The sequence below is a fragment of the Methylophilus luteus genome (genome assembly GCF_042676265.1).
GTDB lineage: Bacteria > Pseudomonadota > Gammaproteobacteria > Burkholderiales > Methylophilaceae > Methylophilus > Methylophilus luteus.
The window spans coordinates 1,913,292-1,935,007 of record NZ_JBHTKB010000001.1 but is presented as its reverse complement, the minus strand read 5'-3'; the positions used below and the strand labels follow the sequence as shown (position 1 = coordinate 1,935,007).

The window sequence follows — 21,716 nt, the reverse complement described above, 5'->3', positions numbered from 1 at the left end:
TTATGCCGCGGCCTTGGGCTTACGCTTGAACAGGTCCGGGATCAGCGGTTTCAGGTGTTTGCGCCTATGGTAGAGATACCAGCCCAGCAGGATAAAACACAGATGCACCGGCCATAAGCCTACCCATGACGAGATCTTGCCCTGGGTGATCCAGGCCTGGAAGATACTCAGGATATTGTTATAGACGATAAAGATCAGGATGGCGAACATGATATTCAGTGAGCGCCCGGCCCTGGGGTCGACAAAGCTGAGCGGGATCGCCAGCAGCACCATGACGATGGTGGAGATAGGGATGGCGAAGCGCCAATGCAGTTCTGCCTGGTCAGACAGCGAGGCATCCTGCATCAGGCCCAAAGTGGTCTTGCCTTGCGCGGTGCCGGGTTCGGGTGCGCTTTCCTTGGTCTCTATGCGGATATCGTAGCGTTCGAACTCGGTGGTGGAAACATCCAGTGTGTTGGGGATCACCTCATAGCGCCGCCCATTATGCAGCACCAGAAAATTGTCACCATTTTCGGCCTTATAGCGGCTGCCGCGATTGGCGGTGATGATGCCGGTTTTGCCATGCTGGCGTGACTGCACGAAGATATTCTTGACTTCATAACCGAGCTTGTCAAAGCTCTCGATAAAGTAAATGCGCTCGCCGCTGCTTGACTCCTTGAACGCGCCGGGGCTGATAGAAGAGAGTTCATCGCGCTTTTTCAACTGCTCGCGGTAACCTTCGGCTTTTTCTGTCGCCCACGGCATGACAAACAGGCTCAGCAGGCTGATGATCAGCACGATAGGGAAGATAAAGCGCAGGATAGGCACCACCCACTGGCGCAGGCTTAAACCTGCGTTCATCCAGATCACCATCTCCGAATCACGGTGCCAGCGGGTCAGCGTGAGCAATACCGCAAGAAATATCGCCAGTGACAGCATCATGGGCATCAGCTTGACCAGGCTGAACGTGAGTATGGTGCCTATGGCGTCATTCGGCAGGATACCTTTGGAAACCTGGCGCACGATGTTGCCGGCGCGCTGTGCGACCACGATACCCAGAATAATCAGGAAAATGGCAGAAGATGAGGACATCAACTCTGCGGACAATGCACGTTTGAATATTTTCAATTTAAATGCACCGCTTTGAAATCAGCATAAAACACTAGATAATACAATCATCGCTCAAGAAACTGGCACAAGAACACCAAAGGATAAAGATGGAATTTAGCATAAAAAGCACTGCCCCGGAAAAATTGCGTAGCGATTGTTTGCTGGTAGGCGTTTATGAAGGCCGCAAGCTGACCGATCTGGCCAAATCTGTGGATGAGATCAGTGGCAAGGCGATCACGCTGGCACTTAAATCCGGTGATATGGAAGGCAAGTCAGGCAGCACTTTGCTGTTGCGCCAGTTAAGCGGCATTGCTGCGAGCAGAGTGTTGCTGGTCGGCCTGGGCAAGGCTGAAGACAGCAACCTGAGGACTTTACGCAACGCTTTTCGTGCTGCGCTGAGAGCCCTGCCGCCAGGCGTGGTATCGCTGGCCACCGACTTTGCCGGCCTGCCGCTCAAAAAGACTGATAGTCATGCCAAAGCGGCAGCCCTGGCTGAAGTCGCGCTGGATGCCGGCTACCAGGTCAATGCCGTCAAAGAAAAGAAGGCAGAGCCCAAACCACTGCAACAGATCACCCTGCTGGTGAATAAAGACGCTGCCGATGCGGTCAATGCCGGGTTGTTGCAGGGCCAGAGCGTGGGCAATGGCGTCACGCTGGCTAAAGACCTGGGCAACCTGCCGCCAAATATCTGCACCCCGAGCTACCTGGGCAAACAGGCTGAAAAACTGGCCAAAGACTATGGTTTTAAAGTAGAAGTGCTGGAAGAGGCCGAGATTGAAAAGCTGAAAATGGGCTCTTTCCTCGGCGTGACACGTGGCAGCGATGAGCCGCCGCGTTTTATCGTATTGCAGCACCTCAAGGGCAAAAAATCGCAAAAGCCGGTAGTACTGGTCGGTAAAGGCATCACCTTTGATACCGGCGGCATCTCGCTGAAGCCAGGTGCCGATATGGATGAAATGAAATATGACATGTGCGGTGCCGCCAGCGTACTCGGTGTGTTTAAAGCCATAGGCGAGCTGGACCTGCCACTCAATGTGGTCGGCCTGATCCCCACTTGCGAGAATATGCCCAGTGGCCGTGCCACCAAACCGGGCGATGTGCTGACCAGTATGTCCGGCCTGACCATAGAAGTATTGAACACTGATGCCGAGGGGCGCCTGATCCTGTGTGATGCGCTGACCTATGCCGAGCGGTTTGAGCCATCTGCCGTGATCGATATCGCCACCCTGACCGGCGCATGTGTGATCGCACTGGGCCATCACCCTAGCGGCCTGTTCGCCAATAACGACAGCCTGGCCAGAAAACTGCTGGACGCCGGTGAAAAAGCCAGCGATCGAGCCTGGCAAATGCCGTTATGGGATGAATACCAGGGCCAGCTGGATAGCAACTTTGCCGATATGGGCAATATCGGTGGCCGTGCCGGCGGTAGCATCACCGCAGCCTGCTTCCTGTCGCGCTTTGCCAAGAAATATGACTGGGCGCACCTGGATATCGCCGGTACCGCCTGGAAATCCGGCAAGGAAAAAGGTGCTACTGGCCGTCCGGTGCCCTTGCTGGTGACCTACCTGGTGCAGCAGGCGCAGGAAAAAGCCTGACCGGCTGCAGGTGACACGCAATGACGCGGGTGCGCTTTTATACCGATATTCCTGACCGTGCCGGTTTGATCCTGCATCTGGTAGAACAGGCTGTCGCCCGGCAACGGCAGGTGACTATTTATCTGGCTACTGCCGAGGCGGCTGAAGAACTGAGTCAGCGGTTGTGGCAGCTACCGGCATTTATCCCCAATGTGCTGGCGGATGCGCCGCAGGCGGACTTGACGCCGGTGCTGCTGGCCTGGCTGCCTGAGCATATCCGGCAGGATGATATGCTGTTCAACTGCCAGGCCGAGCTGCCCAAGTTTTTCAGCCGGTTCCGCCATCTGTTTGAGTTAATAGGCGCTGCCGAAGACGAAAAAACGGCTGGTCGCCAGCGCTACGCGTTTTATCGCGACCGTGGTTATGAAATTCAGCATATGAAGATGCAGACGCAATAAGCGCCTGTTAAGGGAGGTTGTGTGGATATCTCAGAAATTCCGGTATTAACCAAAGTCGTGCAAAAAACCAACCCGGCCACTGTGGACGTGGATGAGGTAGTGGCCCAGGTCAAGCAGGCGCTGTTGCCGGAGATCGCCGAGATCGTCGCCAGCCAGCTAGGCCAACGCGCGTTTGAGCGCTCTGTGGTCGAGCAGCAGGCGTTGTCCGAATATGCAGAGTCTATACAGCAGGATTTATCACGCCATGCACAGGCCCAGGTCGGCGAGAGCCTGCAATCCATAGAACAGGCCTTCCGCGAAGCCATGGGCAACGTCGGTAAGCAGCAACTGCAAACCGTGGAAGAAGATGTGGCCAGGCTGACAGCGACGCAACAGCAACTGCTGGCGACCACTGAGCAAACCATTCGGGAAGTGGCAGAAAACACCGGCAGGCAAAAACTGGAAGAAAAGCTGGCGCAACTGATAGACGACCAGCAGGCGCAGATCGCCGGCAAGGTGCTTGAGATGCAGGCGCAGCTGGAAAAGACCATGGCCGATCACATGCAGCAGCTGCAGGAAAGCAGCAAGGAGACGCTGACCAGCGGTCAGGAGGCGATGGAAGCCAGGCTGGTGGAAGAATACAAGCTCACCCTGCAAACCGCTTTTGCCGAATTCACCGGCCAGCAGACGCTGGAGTTCAAACAGAAATTCAATACCGAACTGGCTACCGTAGAAGCCGAGCTGCAGACCAAAGTGCAGGGCATGGTCACCGCGCAGATGCAGGTGATAGAAGCTGAGCTGAACAAACGCCTGAAAGCCAGCATTCTGGAAGTGTTGCAGGGCATCAAGTTTGTGATGCCTAGTGTTTAAAGGCTAGAGGTTAGGGGCTAGGGGCTTGGTCCCTTTTCAGTGCCTTTCTAGTTATTGGCCAGCGTCAGCACTACCGGCGTGTGATCGCTGGGGCGTTCCAGTTTGCGTGGCAGTTTGTCTATCTGGCAGCTCAGGCACAACGGTTTCAGCGCGTCACTGACCAAAATATGGTCTATGCGCAAGCCCATGTTACGGCGGAAAGCCGCCATGCGGTAATCCCACCAGCTGTAATGCCCGGCTTCATCACTGAATAAACGGAAACTATCTGATAAACCCAGCGCCAGCAATTTCTGGAAAGCCTCGCGTTCTTGCGGGCTGACCAGCACCTGGCCTTCCCAGGCCACCGGGTCATGGCAATCGCGGTCATCCGGCGCAATATTGTAATCCCCCAGCAGTGCCAGTTTCTCATGCTGCTTTAACTCATCCACCACCCAATGGTGCAGTGCGTTGAGCCAGTTGAGTTTGTACTGGAACTTGTCCGAATCCAGCGCCTGGCCGTTCACCACATAAGCACAGATCACCCTGACCCCTTGTATGGTCGCCGCGATGATGCGCTTCTGTTCGTCAGCAAAATTTGGCAAGTCCAGCTGCACGTCGTTGATGGCATGCGGGCTGATGATAGCCACGCCGTTATAGGTTCTCTGCCCGTTGTGGATGGCGTTAAAACCGGCTTCTTTTAAGGCAGCATAAGGGAACTTGCTGTCTTCCTGCTTGGTTTCCTGCAGGCACAAGGCGTCTGGCTGGTTGGCGACCAGCCAGTCCAGTACATGCGGCAGGCGTACCGTCAGCGAGTTAACATTCCAGGTGGCCAGTTTCAACGGTGTTCTCCAGTCAGGGGTGGGTAGATGGCAAGCCGGGCTCACCATGGCACTAGAGCATTTTACACCACTCTTTTGCCATTTCCCGCCTCTACCCTCAGTGCGGCGTATGCGCCAGGCGCGTTATGCGCTTTGCATATCAGACAAATGGCGTATTTTTTAATCAGCCGCCAGCCGCTACAGTGACGACTGGCTGATTGATGATTGGGAGAGCAGGATGAAGCGTGACCTTGACCGCGCAAAAGACAAACGCACCGGGTTTTCTAAAGCTGAATGGGGGCTGGTGCTGGCGATAGTGCTGGTGGCGATGGCGTTAAGGCCGGGCATAGTCTCCATGGGGCCGGCCTTGCCCGCCATGATAGAAGCATTTCAGTTGAGTCATGCCATGGCTTCGTTGATGACCGCCATACCCGATCTGCTTATGGGCGCGCTGGCCTTGCCTACGCCGTGGCTGGTGCGCAGGTTTGGTGTCAATAAAGTATTGATGTTGGCCTTGGGCTTGCTGAGTCTCGCGATAGGCATGCGTGCTTATGCTGACAGCCAGGGGCTGTTGATCAGCGCTACGCTGGGGGTAGGTGCCGGCATCGCTGTCGCAGGCGCCATGTTTGCCGGCATAGTCAAAGCCAGCTTTGCCGATCGCGCGGCTTTGATGATAGGCATTTATGCCACTGCCTTGTCGCTGGGCAGCACGCTCTCCGCCGGGCTCACCGGCTGGATATTGCAATCTGCCGGCTGGCGGCTGGCCATAGGTGTATGGGCGATAGCAGGGGTGATCGCCCTGTTTGCCTGGTGGCGGGTGATGCCAACGGCAGTGACCACGCAAGCAGTGCCGCATACAGCGGCGACACCAGTGGCCCGTTTACCGCTGCGCACACCAGTGGCGTGGCTGATCGCCCTCTACTTTGCCTGTGTCAATTTTCTGTTTTATTCCATACTCACCTGGACGGCAGCCATGTACCAGGAGCAGGGCATGCCAGCCGCCGAAGCGGGTGCCGTGCTCGCCAGCTTCACCTTTTGTTTTATGCTGGCCAACCCGGTGGTGGGCATGCTGAGCAAGCGCCTGGACCGACGTGGCTGGTTGGCTGGCTGCAGCATAGTCTCTACCATAGGCCTGGCCGGGATGGCGACTGCAGGCGCGTGGCCATGGTTATGGGTGCCACTGACCGCATTTGGCCTGGGTGGCGCATTCACGCTGGCCATGACCTTGCCGCTGGATCATACCCATACGCCGGATGCAGCGAACCGCTGGAATGCTTTTGTGCTGACCATAGGCTATCTGATCGCTGCCAGCGGGCCGTTTATCATGGGCGTGATGCATGACCACAGTGGGCATTTTACTGGTGGTTTCCAGATGCTGGTGGGCGTTTCGGCGCTGATGCTGCTGTTAGCGACCAGGCTCAAACCACCCGCTTAACACCGCGGGCATAAGCTGTTGCAGGGACTGCCCCAGGTCAGCGGCGGTCAATCGCCGCTATACCCGTACAAATCCCCGTCTATTTGGCCGATGTGATGGCCATGGCTTACGGTATAAATCAGGCTGGACTTAATTACCGGCAAAAAACGCCCAACCTGATTGCAGTGAAACCGTTGTTCTAATAACCATGAAGCGCGATTCAACCCTCTCTTTATTCAGATGGCTGCTGGCAATTGCCATGCTCGCCGTTAGCGCGTCAGCGACAGCGACAGAAGAGATCACCTTGCAGCTCAAGTGGCGGCACCAGTTCCAGTTTGCCGGCTATTATGCTGCCCAGCAGCAAGGCTATTACAAAGAAGAGGGCTTGAACGTCCATATCATTGAAGGCAGCAAAGACCGCTCGCCTTTGCAGCAGGTGTTGTCCGGACAAGCCGATTACAGCATAGGTGATGCCGAGATCCTGGTCTCACGCATCTCCGGCAAGCCTGTGGTGGCACTGGCCGCCATAATGCAGCACTCTCCCGGTATCTTGCTCAGCCTGCAGGAGAGCAATATCCGCGAACCGCAAGACCTGATCGGTAAACGCATCATGATGTCGACTGACGGTCAGGGCGTGTTCCAGTTCAAGGCCATGTTGCTCAAACATCATCTGGATATCCGTCAGATGACCATAGTCCCGCATACCTGGCGCCTGCAAGATCTGATAGAGGGTAAGGTCGATGTGATCTCTGCCTATGCCATGGATGAACCAGGGCAGTTACAGCAAATGGGCTATACGCCAGCTATCATCAGTAACCAGCATTCTGGCGTCGATTTTTACGGCGACGTGCTGTTTACCAGCGAGCGTGAACTGGCCATACACCCTGAGCGGGTAGAGGCGATGTTACGGGCAACTAAAAAAGGCTGGTTGTATGCGTTCAACCATCCGCAAGAAATGGCCGCCAGTATCGCTGGCATGCCTGGCGTCGCCAAACGCGGCATCACTACCGAAACCCTGCTGCGCGAAGCCAGGTTGATGGAGCCCTATGTGCTGACCGGGCTGGTGCCCTGGGGCCATATGAATGAAGAGCGCTGGCAGAATATCGCGCAGACCCTGGCCGATCTGGGCCTGGTGCGCGCGGATTTTAATCTGCAAGGTTTTCTGCGCCAGGACGATATGCGCATCAAACGGCCATACATGGTATGGCTGTCGCGCGGCGTCGCCATTCTGTTGATGATACTGGGCGTCACTTTTCTGTGGAACTTGCAGATCAGGCGCCAGGTGGTGCACCGCACGCAGGCATTGCAAAGCGAGATAGACCGCCGCACCCAGGCCGAATACCTGCTCAAAGTGGCAGGCAGTGTCGCCAAGATAGGCGGCTGGATGATAGATGTTAAAACCGACACCCTGCACTGGTCGGACGAAGTCGCGGCCCTGCATGACATGCCGCCCGGCTACACCCCCACAGTGGCAGAAGGCGTGCAAATGTTTGTGCCCGAGTATCAGCCGCTGATGCAGAATGCGCTTAAAAAATGCATAGAAGAAGGTATCCCCTATGATCTGGAACTGGAGAAGATAACCGCTACTGGCCGTCGCTTCTGGGTGCGTGCCATGGGCCAGCCGGTGCGTGATGCGCAAGGCAATATCTTCAAGCTGCAGGGTTCTCTGCAGGACATCACCGTGCAAAAACAGCTGGAAGCCATACGCCAGGGGCAGGCCAGGATACAGGCCATGATGCTGGCAGATGTGTCGCTGCACGAGATCCTCAATACTGTGGCGCAACTGATAGAGTTGCAATTGCCCGGCGCCAGTTGTGCCATTCTGCTGCTAGACCAGGAAGGAACGCATTTGCGCCATGCCGCGGTTTCCAGCCTGCCGCAGCCCTATGTGCAGGCCATGGATGGCATTACATTGCAGGCCAGCCAGATCGCAATGCTGACCCAGGGGCAGCAGATCGCCGAAGATATCAGCAGCTACCCGTTTGCTGAACAGCACCATGGGCTGGCCGCCAGTTATGGCCTGCAGGCCTGCTGGAGTGCGCCTATCATGTCGCGTAGCTGGCGTGCACTGGGCGTGCTGGTGCTGTATAGAAAACACAGGCACACACCGGCAGCGGCCGAGATCGATTTTGTCGACAGCTATGCGCAGATCCTGGGTCTGGCCATTGAGCGCGAGCAGTCGGACGAACAGCTACACCTGTTACGCAGCGGCATCTCGCGGCTCAACGATATCGTCATGATCACCGAGGCACCACTGCAGGCGCCCATGCAGCAAAAAATCGTTTTTCTCAATGAAGCATTCACCAAGATCACCGGCTTTTCGCTAGAGCATTTAAGCGGCAGTTCGCCGTTTGATCTGTTTAACGTGGCGACCCCGGGGCGTGAACTTGAGCGTATCAAGCATGCTGTTCAGCACATGCTGCCCATCACCGCCGAAGTGATCGCAGTCAACCGCGAAGGCGCAGGCGTCTCACTGGAGATGGATGCGTTGCCGCTGCACGACAGGGGCGGGCGCTATACGCACTGGGTGCTGGTGTTGCGTGATATCACCGAGCGCAAGCAGGCCGATGCCCAGATCCGCCAGCTGGCCTATTACGACACCATGACCGGCTTGCCTAACCGCTTGCTGTTGCAAGAAAAACTGGCCTCGCATCTGCGCAAAGCGGTGCGCAAGAAAACCAGTGGTGCATTGCTGTTTATTGATATTGATAACTTTAAAACACTGAATGACACGCATGGGCACGATATCGGCGATGCGCTGCTGGTCGAGGTGGCAAAACGCATCAAACAATCGGTACGCCGCCTGGATACGGTCAGCCGCCTGGGTGGTGATGAGTTCGTGGTGGTGCTTGATGGCCTGAATCGCGACCAGGCGCAAGCCGAAAAACAGGCGCGTATCGTCTGTGAAAAAATCGTCGCCGCCTTTGAACAACCGTTTAACCTGAATCATTACCAGCATTACACCTCGCCCAGCATAGGCGTGGCCCTGTTTGATTATGACGCCCCCAGCCTGGCTGAAGAACTGTTACGGCGCGCAGACATGGCGATGTACAAAGCCAAAGAAGCGGGTAGAAACGGCTACCAGTTCTTTGATGCACTGATGGAAACCGAATTATTGCAGCGCGTGGCGCTGGAGGCGGATCTGCATATCGCGATCGAAGCGCAGCAGTTCCAGTTGCATTTTCAGCCGCAATATAACCAGCAACACGATATCGTAGGCGCCGAGGCCTTGATCCGCTGGCAGCACCCGGAGCGCGGCCTGATCATGCCTAGCCAGTTCATCACCATGGCCGAGAGTACAGGCCAGATCGTGCAGATCGGCCACTGGGTATTGCAGCAAGCCTGCCAGATATTACTGCAGTGGTCTGCCCGGCCGCAACTGCGCTCACTGGTGCTGTCGGTGAACGTCAGCCCCAAACAGTATCTGCAACCCGATTTCGTGCAGGAAGTGAAGCGCATGGTGACACAGACCGGGATCCACCCGGGCAGGCTCAAGCTCGAGCTGACCGAAAGTATGCTGGTGGACAATGTGGAAGACATCATCGCCAAAATGAGCGCCCTCAGAGAAGTCGGCGTATGTTTCTCACTAGATGATTTCGGCACCGGCTATTCTTCGCTGTCTTACCTGAAACGCCTGCCATTTGATCAGCTGAAGATAGACCAGTCATTTGTGCGCGACATGCTCAATGGCCATGATCACCAGAGCATAGTCAATGCCATCATCTCCCTGGGGCAGAGCCTGCAATTGGAAGTATTGGCGGAAGGGGTGGAAACCGATGCGCAATTGCGTGTATTGACCGAGCTCGGTTGCCAGGCTTTCCAGGGCTACTATTTCACCAGGCCACTGGCGCTGGAGCTGTTCGAGCAATGGGTGGATCTCAACGCCGGCAAAGCGGCAACAGCCAGCGCGCTGGCAAAAATGCTGTAAGCGGCAAGCGCCTGTAGAAAAAAACGGCAACCTGTCGCGGGTTGCCGTTTTTGTTTGCTGGAACGCCATGCCTGCTTACGCAGGCAGCCATGAAAAAACTCCCGGCAAGCCGGGAGAAAGAGGGAGGACAACAATTGCCCGCAAATGTAGCCGGGCAGCGCTGATCGCGGCAGAGCAGCGCACTACAACGTTCAGGCCAGACCGGGGGTCTGATCAGAACGCAGAGCTCAAAGTGATCACCCAGCGGTTATCTGTCAGGTCTTTGGAAGTAGAGCCGCCATTAAAGCTGGAGCCACCGAAACCACGACTACTCCAGTAGCCAGTATCATCGGCACCCACATAGTAAATGCCGAGATTCATGCCTTCTATATTGGCAAACGCCAGTTTTTTGCTCAAACCTATCTTGTAGTCGGTATTGTCTGGGTCGCCTCTGCCGGCATTGTAGGTACCATAAGCCCCAGGTGTCACTCTGCCGGCCACGTTCAGCCTGCCTACGTGTGCGATCAGCATCAGGTCATAAAAGGGCAACGGGTAGCTGGCATTGACCTCCAGGTAGGTGGTGCCGTTGGTGCCACTGTCAAAGCCGGTGCTACGGTTGGCACCAAACCAGTCTGTCAGCGTGACCGATGCTTTTGCGCTTATCCAGTCATAGCTGAGTGCTGCATTGGCCTCATAAGTGTCAAAGCGTTGGCTGGAGACTGCGGATACGCCGTCACTACGTGTGCAAGCCTTGCACTTGTCCCAGTTGCCGCCCGGATACAGGTAGCCTGTCAGGCCCGCTGACCAGCCAAGTTTTTCTATGTTGGAAAAACTGCCGTTGTAACCGGCATAAATGTCAATTTCGGTGGTGCTGTCTACATAGGTCTGTGGTGAGATGCTGGAACCCCATAAGCCCGCATAAAACCCACTGTCATGGGTAACATCTAAGCCGGCTTGCACGGCTGGTTTATGCCAGGATTGAGAAATGCCGCGTGCGTAATAATCCGATACAAACGAAAGATTTCTGGATAAAGACCAGGCAGATTTTTCTTCAGCCTGGGCAGCAGGCACCGCGGTCGCAGTGACCGCAGCTAAAGTAAGAACGATGGATGTACGCATTAACGATGGCCCTTTCGATTAACTAACGTAGGGGCATTTTGCTGACTTGCACCTGGGTCAGCTATCCCAAATCGGCAAAGTCAGCTGCGCATTTCAGTCACTGTCAGCTATTCATAGCACGGACATCTTAGTATTTCTGCGTAGCCGATCTATCAAGCTATTGATTACCTTCTCAACGAGTGATTCAAACGCGAGTTATTGATACGTTGAATCACTGCCTGACAACACTGTGGGTATAGGGGAAATCGATCCGTTGAGATGTGATCTGGATTAATGCTAATTAATAATTGTCTGGAAAGGTCTGCAGGTGAGACATATAACTGACGAATCAGCCGCCTTGTCCTTATTGCACAGCACGGATGAATCGCGTTATGTGCATCATCTAAGTCAGGATTTTGATGAACAGGCGCAGTTGTTACAAGGCTGGAATCAGGACTATTCGCAACTCTCGGCCGGTGTTTTCAATGGTTTTGTCAGCAATGTGCATCTGCCTGAAGTCTCCCTGTTTCTCGAGTTTACCAACCAGCAGTTATATCAGCAGGGCTATCTGGATCAGGAGACGGCGATTTCCATAGGTGTGCCCATGCACACTATGCAAAAAGGCATTTTTTGTGGCAGCCCCTGTGAGCAGCAGGCGCTACATATTTATTCTGGCCGTGCCGGTTTTGAATTTGTTTCTCCGCCAAACCTGACCATAGGCCTGATCGTCATCTCCAGGCAGTTCCTCATGCAGCACTTGTCTGAGGAGTATCAGGAACGCTTGCACAGCCAATGGCGTGAAGCCAGGATACTGCGCTTGAGCCCACAAAAATATCTCAATCTGGTACGTTTTCTACGTTCTGTGTTTGTGACCCTGCAAACGCTGCCCGGATTGCTGCACTATGCGAACTTAGTCCAGGAAACACAGATAATGGCGTTGCAAATGGTAGTGGACGCTTTACTTGGCGAGAACGATACGGTAACGACAACAGCCCACTACCAGCATCAATGCTGGCAAGTGGTGGCCAAAACCAGGAAGATCGTGCGCCTGCGCCAGGATGACCCCGTCAGTGTGATAGAACTTTGTCAGTGTCTGGCCATGACCCATCGCACCTTGCAGTATCATTTTCAACGTGCGATCGATAAAAGCCCGGTGGTTTATTTGCGTACCGAGCGGCTGAATGCGGTGCGTCAAATGCTCAAGTCCACCAGGTCGGTGACCGAGGCCGCCACGTCGTGGGGGTTTTGGCACTTTGGGCATTTTTCGCAGGAGTATAAAAAGATGTTTGGCGAATCGCCTTCTACCACTTTCAAGCGTTTTCACTGTTAGCTGCCGGCAGTTGCTGCATTTGACCAGCAGCTTATTTATTGATGATGACTACTTCGCTTTCATCTTTGAGCGCGACACCTGACACGTTCAGCCGCCTGGCCTCTTTGGCCAGCCATAACAGTTTTTTAGCTGCGGCGGCATACTCCAGACCACCTGGCCTGATGTTTGAAATACAGTTGCGGTCGGCATCGCTACGTCCACGTTTGGGCTGGTGGGTTAAATAAACACCCAGGCTGTCGGGTGAGCTCAATCCCGGGCGTTCCCCGATCAGGATGGCCACCATTCTGGCCCCTAACTGCTCGCCTATCTCATCTGCCAGCGCTACGCGGGCTTGCGAGGCCACCACCAAGGGCCCCAGATACCATTCGGCGGGGGCCTGTTTCCTGATCTCCTCCAGCAAGGGCAGGGCATGGTTTTGAACAGCGAGTGAGGACAATCCATCCGCCACCACCAGCAACAGGTCTATGCCTGTTTCTTTTGGCAGCAACGACAGCCGTTGCCTGCTTGCTTCGCTGAGTTGACGGCCCCAATCTGGCCTTAACAGATAAGCGGCACGGTCTTGCGCCTGGCTGTGGATATGCAGCACTTCTACCGCCAAAGCTGCCTGGATCTGGGCGATCAGTGTCTGCGTATCAAGCGCTAGATGTACGGCATCGCGTGCCAATGCATGGCTCAGGCTGAAATCCAGCACTTCACGGGTGGGCAGGCTACTACCAACCCTGCCAAGCGCGATACGGGCTTGGGTGAAACTTTTAAGCTGCGCCCAGGGGTCTTCGCTGACGATCTCGGACATGGGACGTGCAGGGGGCTGTTGCATATTAATGACCCATCAGTTGCCTGGGTTTATTCTGTAACAGCACATGGCTGTTGTCTATAGGGCGTACCACACCGCTTTGGTCCATGATATTCATGCGTTGTAGCCACTGCTCAAATTCCGGGGCCGGTTTCAGCTTGAGCGTTTTACGTAAATAAAGCGCGTCATGGAAGGAGGTGGTTTGATAGTTGAGCATGATGTCGTCCGCGCCTGGAATACCCATGATGAATGTAATGCCAGCGACCGACAGCAAGGTCAACAAGGTGTCCATATCGTCTTGGTCAGCCTCGGCATGATTGGTATAACAGACATCGCAGCCCAGCGGCAGGCCCAGGAGTTTTCCGCAAAAGTGGTCTTCCAGGCCTGCGCGTATGATTTGTTTGCCGTCGTACAAATATTCCGGGCCGATAAAACCGACCACGGTATTGGTCAATAATGGTGAAAAGTGCCTGGCGACCGCATAGGCGCGAGCCTCACACGTTTGCTGGTCCATGTCGAAATTGGCGTTGGCCGAGAGTGCAGAGCCTTGGCCGCTTTCAAAATACATCACATTCTGGCCCACGTTACCGCGTTGCAGTGATAAGGCTGCGGAATGCGCCTCTGCCAGGATAGCCAGGTTGATCCCAAAGCTTTTATTGGCTTGCTCAGTACCGGCGATAGACTGGAATACCAGGTCTACAGGGGCGCCTTTCTCGATCAGCTGGATCTGGTTGGTCACGTGGGTCAAAATGCAGGACTGGGTGGGTATCTGGTATTGGTTGATGACCTCATCCACCAGGTGATACAGATTCATCAGTCCGGGCAGGCTGTCTGTGGCGGGATTGATACCGATAACGGCATCGCCTGAGCCATACAGCAAGCCATCCAGCATAGACGCCGCGATACCGCGTGCATCATCGGTAGGGTGGTTGGGTTGCAAACGCACAGATAAACGGCCGGGTAGGCCTATGGTGTTGCGAAAGGCGGTGACGACCTGGCATTTTTTTGCCACCAGGATCAAATCCTGATTACGCATGAGCTTGCTGACTGCGGCCGCCATTTCCGGCGTGATGCCTTTAGCTACACGCGTCAGCGTGGCGGTATCGGTGCTATCGAGCAGCAACCAGTCCCTAAAATCACCTACGGTTAAATGGCTGATTTCGCTGAAGGCCTCGCTGTCGTGCGTATCTACAATGAGGCGGGTGACCTCATCCGTTTCATAAGGGGTGAGCAATTCCTGCAAAAAGCGCTTGAGTGGCACTGCGGCCAGGCACATCCTGGCGGCCATGCGCTCTACATAGGTGTCGGCAGCCACCCCCGCGAGAAAATCGCCAGAACGGGGCGGCGACGCTTTCGCCATCACCTGTTTTAAATCCCTGAACTGGTATTGATGTACTCCTACGCTGTAACCGTAAGCCATCTTTTACTCACTCTCAACAACACCCCGGATAAATGCTGTCGTTTAATGGTCAGTCGCGGTCTCGCGCTGAACTGCTGTCATGCTGAAATAAACGTAGCCCAATGCCATGAGTATGCTAAATACCAGCGCCAGCTCCTGATTAAAGTAGATCATGGTCAACAGGCTGATCACTGCAAGGCTCAAGGCCAGCGCCGGGAATAGCGGGTAGCCAATACTGCGGAAAGGCCGCTGCATGCCAGGCTCGTTTTTTCTCAGCGCAAACAAACTCAACATAGCCACAATATACATGACGATAGCGCCAAATACCGCCATCGTGATCAGGTTTGCCGTCAGAGTCATACCATTAAACTGCAAGTCATCACTTAAAATAGCCGCCAGGCCCACCACTGCACTAGCGATCAATGCGCGATGCGGTGTTTTAAAACGTGGATGGGTGTCTGCAAAATATTCGGGCATGAATCCAGCGCGCGCCAGGGCAAAGATCTGGCGTGAGCAGCCAAGCAAAATGCCATGGAAAGACGCGATCAGCCCTAGCAAGCCTATCCATACCAGCATATGCAGCCAGCCACTGTTGCCACCCACCACCACTTTCATCGCTTTTGGAATAGGATCATTGACGTTGGCCAGCGTTCTCCAGTCACCCACCCCTCCGGCAAACAGCATGACACCCATGGCCAGAAAAACCAGTGTCAGAATCCCGGCAATATATGCTTTTGGTATCGTTGCTCTCGGGTCTTTGGCTTCTTCAGCAGCCATGGCGACCCCCTCGATCGCCAGAAAGAACCAGATCGCAAACGGAATCGCCGCTATCATCCCCGGAATCGCTGCGCTGGTGAAAGCGTCATTGCCAGCCCAGCCATGTGCAACAAAGTTTGACATGGAAAAGCCAGGCGCAACCACCCCCATGAACACCAGTAATTCAATGATCGCCAGCAAGGTCACCAGCAGTTCAAACGTCGCGGCAATATGCACGCCAGCGATATTCAGGCAGACAAAGATAATGTAAGCGGCGACGGCAAAAATCTTGGGATCAATGCCGGGATATTGCACATTCAGGTAGGCCCCGATCGCCATTGCGATCGCCGGCGGCGCAAACAAAAACTCGATCAGAGTCGCATAGCCTGCCACATAAGCCATCTTATGGCCAAAAGCGCGTCTGGCATAGGCGAAAGGCCCGCCAGCATGAGGGATCGAAGTGGTCAGTTCGGTAAAGCTGAAAATGAAAGTGGTGTACATCAACGCGATAAAGATCGTCGTCACCAAAAAGCCTAATGTTCCTGCCTTATCCCAGCCATAGCTCCAGCCAAAATATTCCCCGGATATCACCAAGCCGACCGCAAGTCCCCACAAATGCCAGCCGTTCAGCGTTGGCTTTAACGATGTACTCATGACAGTTCCCCCTCGAAGTTAAAAAAATCGTGGTCTTATCATGCGATTTTCGCCTCAACTCAACTATCCCATTTTCGCAATATTGGGAGAGAAAATATGAGCCCCATGCTTGCCGTAGCTAGATTAAGGTTTAACTGATAGCACATGTATTATAAAAAAACGGTAGCTTGCTGATAGCTGGCCGTTTTTCCCGGGCAAAGCTGGTGGATTAAGTGGCCACACGCACCAACTCAGCGGGGAGGATGTCTACGCGGCTTGCATCACTTTTTGGGAAAGGCTGATTTTTTCCAGCTAGCCGATCTTTTCCAGGTATAGGTGCTGCAAGTGATCAGGTAGAGAATGGCAGAAAAAATGTTGAGCACCGGCACCATGCTCCTGAAAGCCAGGAAGAATGCTTTGCCGAGTGCGTGCTTGAAAGTATCAAACTCGCAGTTTCGGAATTCTATCAGTGAGCCTATGGCCGAGATAATTAACGGCACTAAATAAAAGGCAGAAAATATATGAAAGTCCATAAGCAGTTATCCAGTGGGCCGGGTCAGTTTGAATCACGGTTGCAGGTCGCTGCTATTTTAAAGACCAATCAGGTTTTTGTCTCATGTTTGCATGGCTGGCCCCAACATCTTGATGACGTTGGGGCGTATGCTTCAAATGAAATCTGTGTTCAAGCAAAATCAGTGGAAAGCGCCAGCTGACGCCAGTCATTCAGTTCTTTTTCGACAAAGCGATTCTTCTCTATCAGTTTATCCACGGTGTCAGAACCTAAAGGCAGGCGCAACGGTGGGTTGTCACTATCTGCGAGTTTGAGGATAGCTTGCGATAACTTTGCCGGGTCGCCCGGTTGTGCATGGTTGGCCGAAGCTGCAAATTCACGCATGGCACCGACAGTGCCTGCGTATTCAGGCAAGCTCAGCCTGGTAGATACCAGGGATGTGCTATCCAGAAAATCAGTCCTGAAGAATCCGGGTTCTACGGTAGTCGCCCTGACGCCCAGCGCTTTGAGCTCGTAGTCCAGTGATTCGGTCAGCGCTTCTACGGCAAACTTGGTGGCGCAATATACCCCCCAGCCAGGATAGGAGGCGTAGCCGCCTATAGAGGAGATATTGATAATGTGGCCGCTGGCTTGCTGACGCATATAAGGCACTACAGCGCGTATCACATTCAGCAGGCCGAACACATTGGTATTGAACAGGTCTTTGACTTCCTGGTCGCCGGATTCCTCCACTGCGCCCAGCAAACCATAACCGGCGTTATTGACCAGGATATCCACGCGGGAAAAGCGCTGAATAGTTTGTTTGGCTGCTGCAATCGCCGCCTGTTCATTGGTGACATCCAGCTGCAGCGCCAGCAGGTTGGGGTGGTCGCCTAAAGCAGCTATCACCGTCTGCGGGTTGCGGGCGGTAGCAACCACTTGGTCACCGCGTGCCAATGCATCTTTGGCGATCAATGCCCCGAAACCACGTGATGCGCCAGTAATAAACCATACTTTTGATTGTGTACTCATGCTGATCTCCTATCTGTCATATGCTGCGAAATGCAGTACGTACAGTCATCATAGTGAGTCTATATTGTTTAAAAAATACACAATATAATTGTTTTATTATCAACTAAAAGTTGCTTATATGCAGATGATCAGATCATTGACCATGTTTGTTGCGGTAGCGCAGAACATGAGCTTTAGAAAAGCAGCCATAGACCAGGGTGTGTCTCCGCAAGCCGTCAGCAAGGCGGTCAGGCAACTCGAGACGCATCTGGGCTTGAAGTTACTACACCGCTCTACCCGACATTTAAGCCTGACAGAGGAAGGCGAGCATCTTTTTCAGCATGCGAACCCTGGCATGCACATGCTGAATGATGCACTGGCGGGACTGGAGCAAAGCAGGCAGGGCATGGATGGCAAGATCAGGCTGGCGGCGCCACTGGCTTTTGGTAACCGCGTGCTGATGCCGCTGTTAGCACAGTTTCAGGCGCTACACCCGGACATTCATTTTGACCTGCTACTCAGCGATGACTTTGTTGATATTGTCAGCCTGAGGATAGATATCGGTTTCAGGACCGGCCTTTCCCCTGAGCGCAATGTCATCTCGCGCAAGTTGGGGGAGATCGTTTCTGTGGTTTGTGCGGCACCCGCATACATAGAAAAGTTTGGCATGCCCACCGCTATCCCTGAGCTGCAAATGCACCGCTGTACCGCCTTTCTGCATCCGCAAACTGGTAAGGAGTTGCCGTGGGAGATACTGGTGAATGATGAGGTCGATTATATCCATGTGCCTTCGGTGGCCAGGTTCAATAATATCGAAGCAGAGATAGAGGCGGTCAAACGCGGGTTAGGTATAGGCCAGCTCAGTGAATACCTGATCACACAGGAGCTCGCGAGCGGGGCACTGGTGTCTATGCTGCCGGAAGCCAGGGTGCCCAGACTGGGGATCTATATGTATTACGCCGAGCGTATCAAGATACCTGTGAGAGTCAGGCGGTTTATTGAGTTTTGCATGGATAAAAAGCTGGCTTTGCATTAGTGGCCAGTCCGGCTTTCATTTTTCCTCCAAATTCAGACATTCCGCGAGGTATCTACTTTTGTAACCAGGCCTGCGGATACTATGACCAATAGAAATTGAATCTCATATAAGTGATGGAAGTCATCCAGCACCAAGTCAGCTTTTACTAAAAAGGCTACGGTGAGCGCGACACCGAATACAGTACCAACCTGCCGGATAGCCTGATTAATGGCACTCCCGATCGCGTAGTCTTTTTGCGGCAAATCATGCACCGCGGCACCGGATAAAGACGGCATGACTAAGCCCACACCAACCCCTGAAATGAGTTGGCCTGGCAGGCATGCCCATAAATAATCAGGTGTCGCAGTAATGGCGAACAAATACCAGATGGAGCTCAAAGAAAAAATGAGGCAGCCTATGGTCAGCACGATTTTGTGGCCATACTTGGCGGCGACCCTGCCACCAAGCAATGCCGTGGGAACGACGGTCACAGGACCAGCCATCATCGCCAGACCAGCTTGCGGCAAACTGTAGCCCCATATCTTGGTCATCAGAAAAAAGAATGAGAAAAACATGGTGGCAAAGGCAATGGAAAAGAAGAACGCAGCAGTATTCACGGCCTGATAGGTTTTACTGTGAAAAAGACTGATATCCAGCAATGGATTTAAAGCCCGCTTACACCAGTAGATAAACACTGCCAACAGTAATACCCCTGCAGTGAGTAAAGCGAGTGGAAACATCAGCTGGTTAATATATAGCTTGTACTCGATCAAGCTACTAACGATTAAAGCAATAGCAGCAATGATCAGCACCATGCCCACCAGGTCAAACCTGACCTTGGTGACCGGATTGCTGGACTCTAGCAAATGCTTACGCCCCCTGATCAGGCAATATAAGCCTAGCGGCACATTGATGTAGAACGCCCATTCCCAGCCAAAACTATCTACGATCCATGAGCCAAAAGCGGGACCCAGCGCCGCAGCCAGTGCGCCTGTTGCGCCCCAGGCGCCCACTACAATGGCGCGCTTTTGTTTAGGAAACGCTTCCAGGATCAACGATAATGCCGCCGGCCCGAGCAAGGATGCCCCTACCGCTTGCAGCATTCTGGCCAAGATCAGTGTGTGTACATTTGGCGACAAGCCGCATAAAACCGAAGCAAAAATAAATGCGGCAACACCGTACATGAATACTTTTTTGCGGCCAAACCGGTCAGCTAAGCCGCCGGCCGGAATCAGGCAGGTGGCATATACCAGCGTGTACGCATTCATCACCCACGAAATACTAGTAGCACTGGCATCAGGAAAACTCTTCGAGATGCTGTGAAAGGCTACATACAGTACCGTGGTATCAATTGAAACCAGAAAGGTCGCCAGGCTGGCAATATGGAATATCAACCACGGCCTTGAATGAGCTGTCTGATCGTTGAGCATAGTCGTCGCGGGATTAGTCATGATGCCGTCGGCCAAAAATCCATCACCTGTTGAACCAGGTCAGTCAGCTCAGCTTTTGTCGAGCCATTGATCGCTTGCAGCGATAGCCCCTTGTGTATGGTCACGACGTACAAGGCCAAGCTATCTGCATTGATACTACTTTTAAGCTCACCGGCTTTTCTGGCAGCTTCGAAGCGCTCAGCCAGTTTATGTTGATGTTGTTGCAAGCTGGCGATTAGTTTTTGCTGTATGCCGATCCGCTCCAGCTCGTGGCTGGCAGTACTCATGACCACCAGGCAACCACTGGGCTTGGCAAAGTAAAAAAGCACTTCTATAGACTGCAAAAGCAATTTGCTGACCAGCGCCTTGGTGGTGGTCTCATCGAATACCTGTTGAAAATAAGCGGTCGGTCCGCTCACATAGGCATTCAATACATCAAGAAATAGTTGCTCTTTATTGCCAAACGCAGCATATAAACTGGGTTTCTTCAAATCCAGGGCAGAAGCGATATCTTCAACTGAAGTGTGATCAAAACCCTTTTTGCGAAAAAGATCGAGCACGATGGTCAGTGCTTTTTCTTTATCAAATGATCTTGGTCTGCCACGTTGACGCTTAGCGATCTCAGTACTCATAAACTGACTCCGAATATTTATTTACCAAATGGTACATAAATATGTTGACATACGCAACAAGCTTCTATAAATTATTTTGTACCGATAGGTAAATAAATAATTTTTCTAGGAGATATACAAATGTACAAACTTAAAAACATCATCAGCCAGGCACTTATATTCAACTCTTTATTTGCGTTGGGCATCACCGAAGCGACTGCCGCAGGTGCGAATGTAGGTCTGGCAACCGTAGCCAATCAAACCGTAGAAGCAAACGGCATTAAATTCTCATTCAGGAGTTTTGGTAAAAAAACCGGGACGCCCATCGTTTTTTTGCAGCACTTCACCGGCACTATGGATTATTGGGATCCGGCAGTGATTGATGGCCTGGCCAAATCACATCAGGTGATCGTGTTTAACAACACCGGTATGGGCCATACCACTGGTAAGGTCGCTGATAGCATTGATCAAATGACTAAGGATGCGAATGCCTTTATCAACGCTTTGGGCTATAAGCAAGTTGATTTGGTTGGTTTCTCTATGGGTGGCTTTATTGCACAAGAACTGGCGGCAGCGCATCCGGACAAGATCCGCAAGCTGGTACTGGTGGGCACGTCTAACAAAGGCGGCGGTGATCATTTATTGAAAGTGCTTGGTGAGGCGTTCGCCCAGGCGAATATCGATCCAAGACAATATTTATTCTTTACGCAAACAGCTAACAGCCAGGCCGCAGCTAAAGAATTCATTGCACGATCAAGCACGCGTAAAGATCGTGATCCGGAAATTTCTAAAGAGGATATGAACTCGCACGCCAAAGCACTTATTACCTGGGCAAACACACCAGACCCGGAATTCAGCCTCTTGAAATCCATTAAGCAGCCAGTGTTAGTTGTGCAAGGATCAAATGACACCATGTTGGATACCGCTAACTCGATCGCCATGTACCAGAACCTGACTAATGCGCAATTGGTGTTATACCCGGACTCTGGTCATGGATCACTGTTTCAATACCCAGCTGATTTTGTCAGCAAGGTAGCGAATTTCCTGAACTAAGTTAATGCT

18 protein-coding genes are annotated in these 21,716 nt (G+C 53.2%); 8 read left to right on the top strand and 10 right to left on the bottom strand.

The window, feature by feature from the left end:
- Positions 1–1,107, bottom strand: coding sequence for an LPS export ABC transporter permease LptF (lptF, locus tag ACFQ1Z_RS09165; RefSeq protein ID WP_379057085.1), 1,107 nt, complete (start codon positions 1,105–1,107; stop codon positions 1–3).
- 89 nt (positions 1,108–1,196) lie between these two features.
- Here lptF and ACFQ1Z_RS09160 point away from each other — a divergent pair, with 89 nt between their 5' ends.
- From ACFQ1Z_RS09160 to ACFQ1Z_RS09150, 3 genes are read left to right on the top strand one after another with little or no spacing between them, the layout of a single operon-like run.
- Complete coding sequence (locus tag ACFQ1Z_RS09160) at positions 1,197–2,684, top strand: leucyl aminopeptidase (protein ID WP_379057084.1); 1,488 nt, start codon at positions 1,197–1,199, stop codon at positions 2,682–2,684.
- A 20-nt stretch (positions 2,685–2,704) separates the two neighbouring features.
- Entirely contained in the window at positions 2,705–3,121 is a 417-nt protein-coding gene (locus tag ACFQ1Z_RS09155) for a DNA polymerase III subunit chi (RefSeq protein ID WP_379057083.1), read from the top strand.
- Between the two features lie 21 nt (positions 3,122–3,142).
- Positions 3,143–3,970 (top strand): hypothetical protein, encoded by an 828-nt coding sequence (locus tag ACFQ1Z_RS09150; protein ID WP_379057082.1) that lies wholly within the window; start codon positions 3,143–3,145, stop codon positions 3,968–3,970.
- A gap of 47 nt (positions 3,971–4,017) precedes the next feature.
- Here ACFQ1Z_RS09150 and xth read toward each other — a convergent pair whose 3' ends face one another.
- Complete coding sequence (gene xth / locus ACFQ1Z_RS09145) at positions 4,018–4,788, bottom strand: exodeoxyribonuclease III (RefSeq protein ID WP_379057208.1); 771 nt, start codon at positions 4,786–4,788, stop codon at positions 4,018–4,020.
- 217 nt (positions 4,789–5,005) lie between these two features.
- On the opposite strand from xth, the gene ACFQ1Z_RS09140 reads away from it, so the two are divergent.
- The gene (locus ACFQ1Z_RS09140; RefSeq protein ID WP_379057081.1) at positions 5,006–6,202 is read left to right on the top strand and encodes an MFS transporter; all 1,197 of its coding nucleotides are present in this window, start codon (positions 5,006–5,008) and stop codon (positions 6,200–6,202) included.
- 238 nt (positions 6,203–6,440) lie between these two features.
- Positions 6,441–10,109 carry an EAL domain-containing protein gene (locus tag ACFQ1Z_RS09135; RefSeq protein ID WP_379057080.1) on the top strand — a complete coding sequence of 1,223 codons (3,669 nt, stop codon included), beginning with the start codon at positions 6,441–6,443 and terminating at the stop codon, positions 10,107–10,109.
- A gap of 213 nt (positions 10,110–10,322) precedes the next feature.
- Here ACFQ1Z_RS09135 and ACFQ1Z_RS09130 read toward each other — a convergent pair whose 3' ends face one another.
- Positions 10,323–11,207, bottom strand: coding sequence for a TorF family putative porin (locus tag ACFQ1Z_RS09130; RefSeq protein ID WP_379057079.1), 885 nt, complete (start codon positions 11,205–11,207; stop codon positions 10,323–10,325).
- Positions 11,208–11,514: 307 nt separating this feature from the next.
- Here ACFQ1Z_RS09130 and ACFQ1Z_RS09125 point away from each other — a divergent pair, with 307 nt between their 5' ends.
- On the top strand, positions 11,515–12,516 hold the full coding sequence (locus ACFQ1Z_RS09125; RefSeq protein WP_379057078.1) for a helix-turn-helix domain-containing protein: 1,002 nt from the start codon (positions 11,515–11,517) through the stop codon (positions 12,514–12,516).
- A 31-nt stretch (positions 12,517–12,547) separates the two neighbouring features.
- Here ACFQ1Z_RS09125 and eutC read toward each other — a convergent pair whose 3' ends face one another.
- The 5 genes from eutC to ACFQ1Z_RS09100 all read right to left on the bottom strand — a co-directional run bounded on the left by eutC (position 12,548) and on the right by ACFQ1Z_RS09100 (position 17,619).
- Positions 12,548–13,333 (bottom strand): ethanolamine ammonia-lyase subunit EutC, encoded by a 786-nt coding sequence (gene eutC / locus ACFQ1Z_RS09120; protein WP_379057077.1) that lies wholly within the window; start codon positions 13,331–13,333, stop codon positions 12,548–12,550.
- A 1-nt stretch (position 13,334) separates the two neighbouring features.
- Entirely contained in the window at positions 13,335–14,729 is a 1,395-nt protein-coding gene (locus tag ACFQ1Z_RS09115) for an ethanolamine ammonia-lyase subunit EutB (RefSeq protein ID WP_379057076.1), read from the bottom strand.
- A 42-nt stretch (positions 14,730–14,771) separates the two neighbouring features.
- Positions 14,772–16,118 (bottom strand): ethanolamine permease, encoded by a 1,347-nt coding sequence (eat, locus tag ACFQ1Z_RS09110; protein WP_379057075.1) that lies wholly within the window; start codon positions 16,116–16,118, stop codon positions 14,772–14,774.
- Positions 16,119–16,378: 260 nt separating this feature from the next.
- Positions 16,379–16,630 (bottom strand): hypothetical protein, encoded by a 252-nt coding sequence (locus tag ACFQ1Z_RS09105; protein ID WP_379057074.1) that lies wholly within the window; start codon positions 16,628–16,630, stop codon positions 16,379–16,381.
- Between the two features lie 149 nt (positions 16,631–16,779).
- A complete protein-coding gene (locus ACFQ1Z_RS09100; RefSeq protein ID WP_379057073.1) occupies positions 16,780–17,619 on the bottom strand; it encodes an oxidoreductase in 840 nt (279 codons plus the stop codon).
- A gap of 118 nt (positions 17,620–17,737) precedes the next feature.
- Between ACFQ1Z_RS09100 and ACFQ1Z_RS09095 the strand changes: the two genes are divergently transcribed.
- Positions 17,738–18,634 carry a LysR family transcriptional regulator gene (locus tag ACFQ1Z_RS09095; RefSeq protein WP_379057072.1) on the top strand — a complete coding sequence of 299 codons (897 nt, stop codon included), beginning with the start codon at positions 17,738–17,740 and terminating at the stop codon, positions 18,632–18,634.
- 32 nt (positions 18,635–18,666) lie between these two features.
- Here the strand turns inward: ACFQ1Z_RS09095 and ACFQ1Z_RS09090 are convergent, their stop codons facing one another.
- Together ACFQ1Z_RS09090 and ACFQ1Z_RS09085 are read right to left on the bottom strand one after the other, a co-directional pair.
- Positions 18,667–20,079 (bottom strand): MFS transporter, encoded by a 1,413-nt coding sequence (locus tag ACFQ1Z_RS09090; RefSeq protein ID WP_379057071.1) that lies wholly within the window; start codon positions 20,077–20,079, stop codon positions 18,667–18,669.
- Entirely contained in the window at positions 20,061–20,675 is a 615-nt protein-coding gene (locus ACFQ1Z_RS09085) for a TetR/AcrR family transcriptional regulator (protein ID WP_379057070.1), read from the bottom strand. Before ACFQ1Z_RS09085 ends, ACFQ1Z_RS09090 begins: the two co-directional genes overlap by 19 nt.
- Positions 20,676–20,795: 120 nt before the next feature.
- Here ACFQ1Z_RS09085 and ACFQ1Z_RS09080 point away from each other — a divergent pair, with 120 nt between their 5' ends.
- Positions 20,796–21,707: an alpha/beta fold hydrolase gene (locus ACFQ1Z_RS09080; RefSeq protein WP_379057069.1), complete on the top strand. Its 912-nt coding sequence runs from the start codon at positions 20,796–20,798 to the stop codon at positions 21,705–21,707.
- Positions 21,708–21,716: the final 9 nt, after the last annotated feature.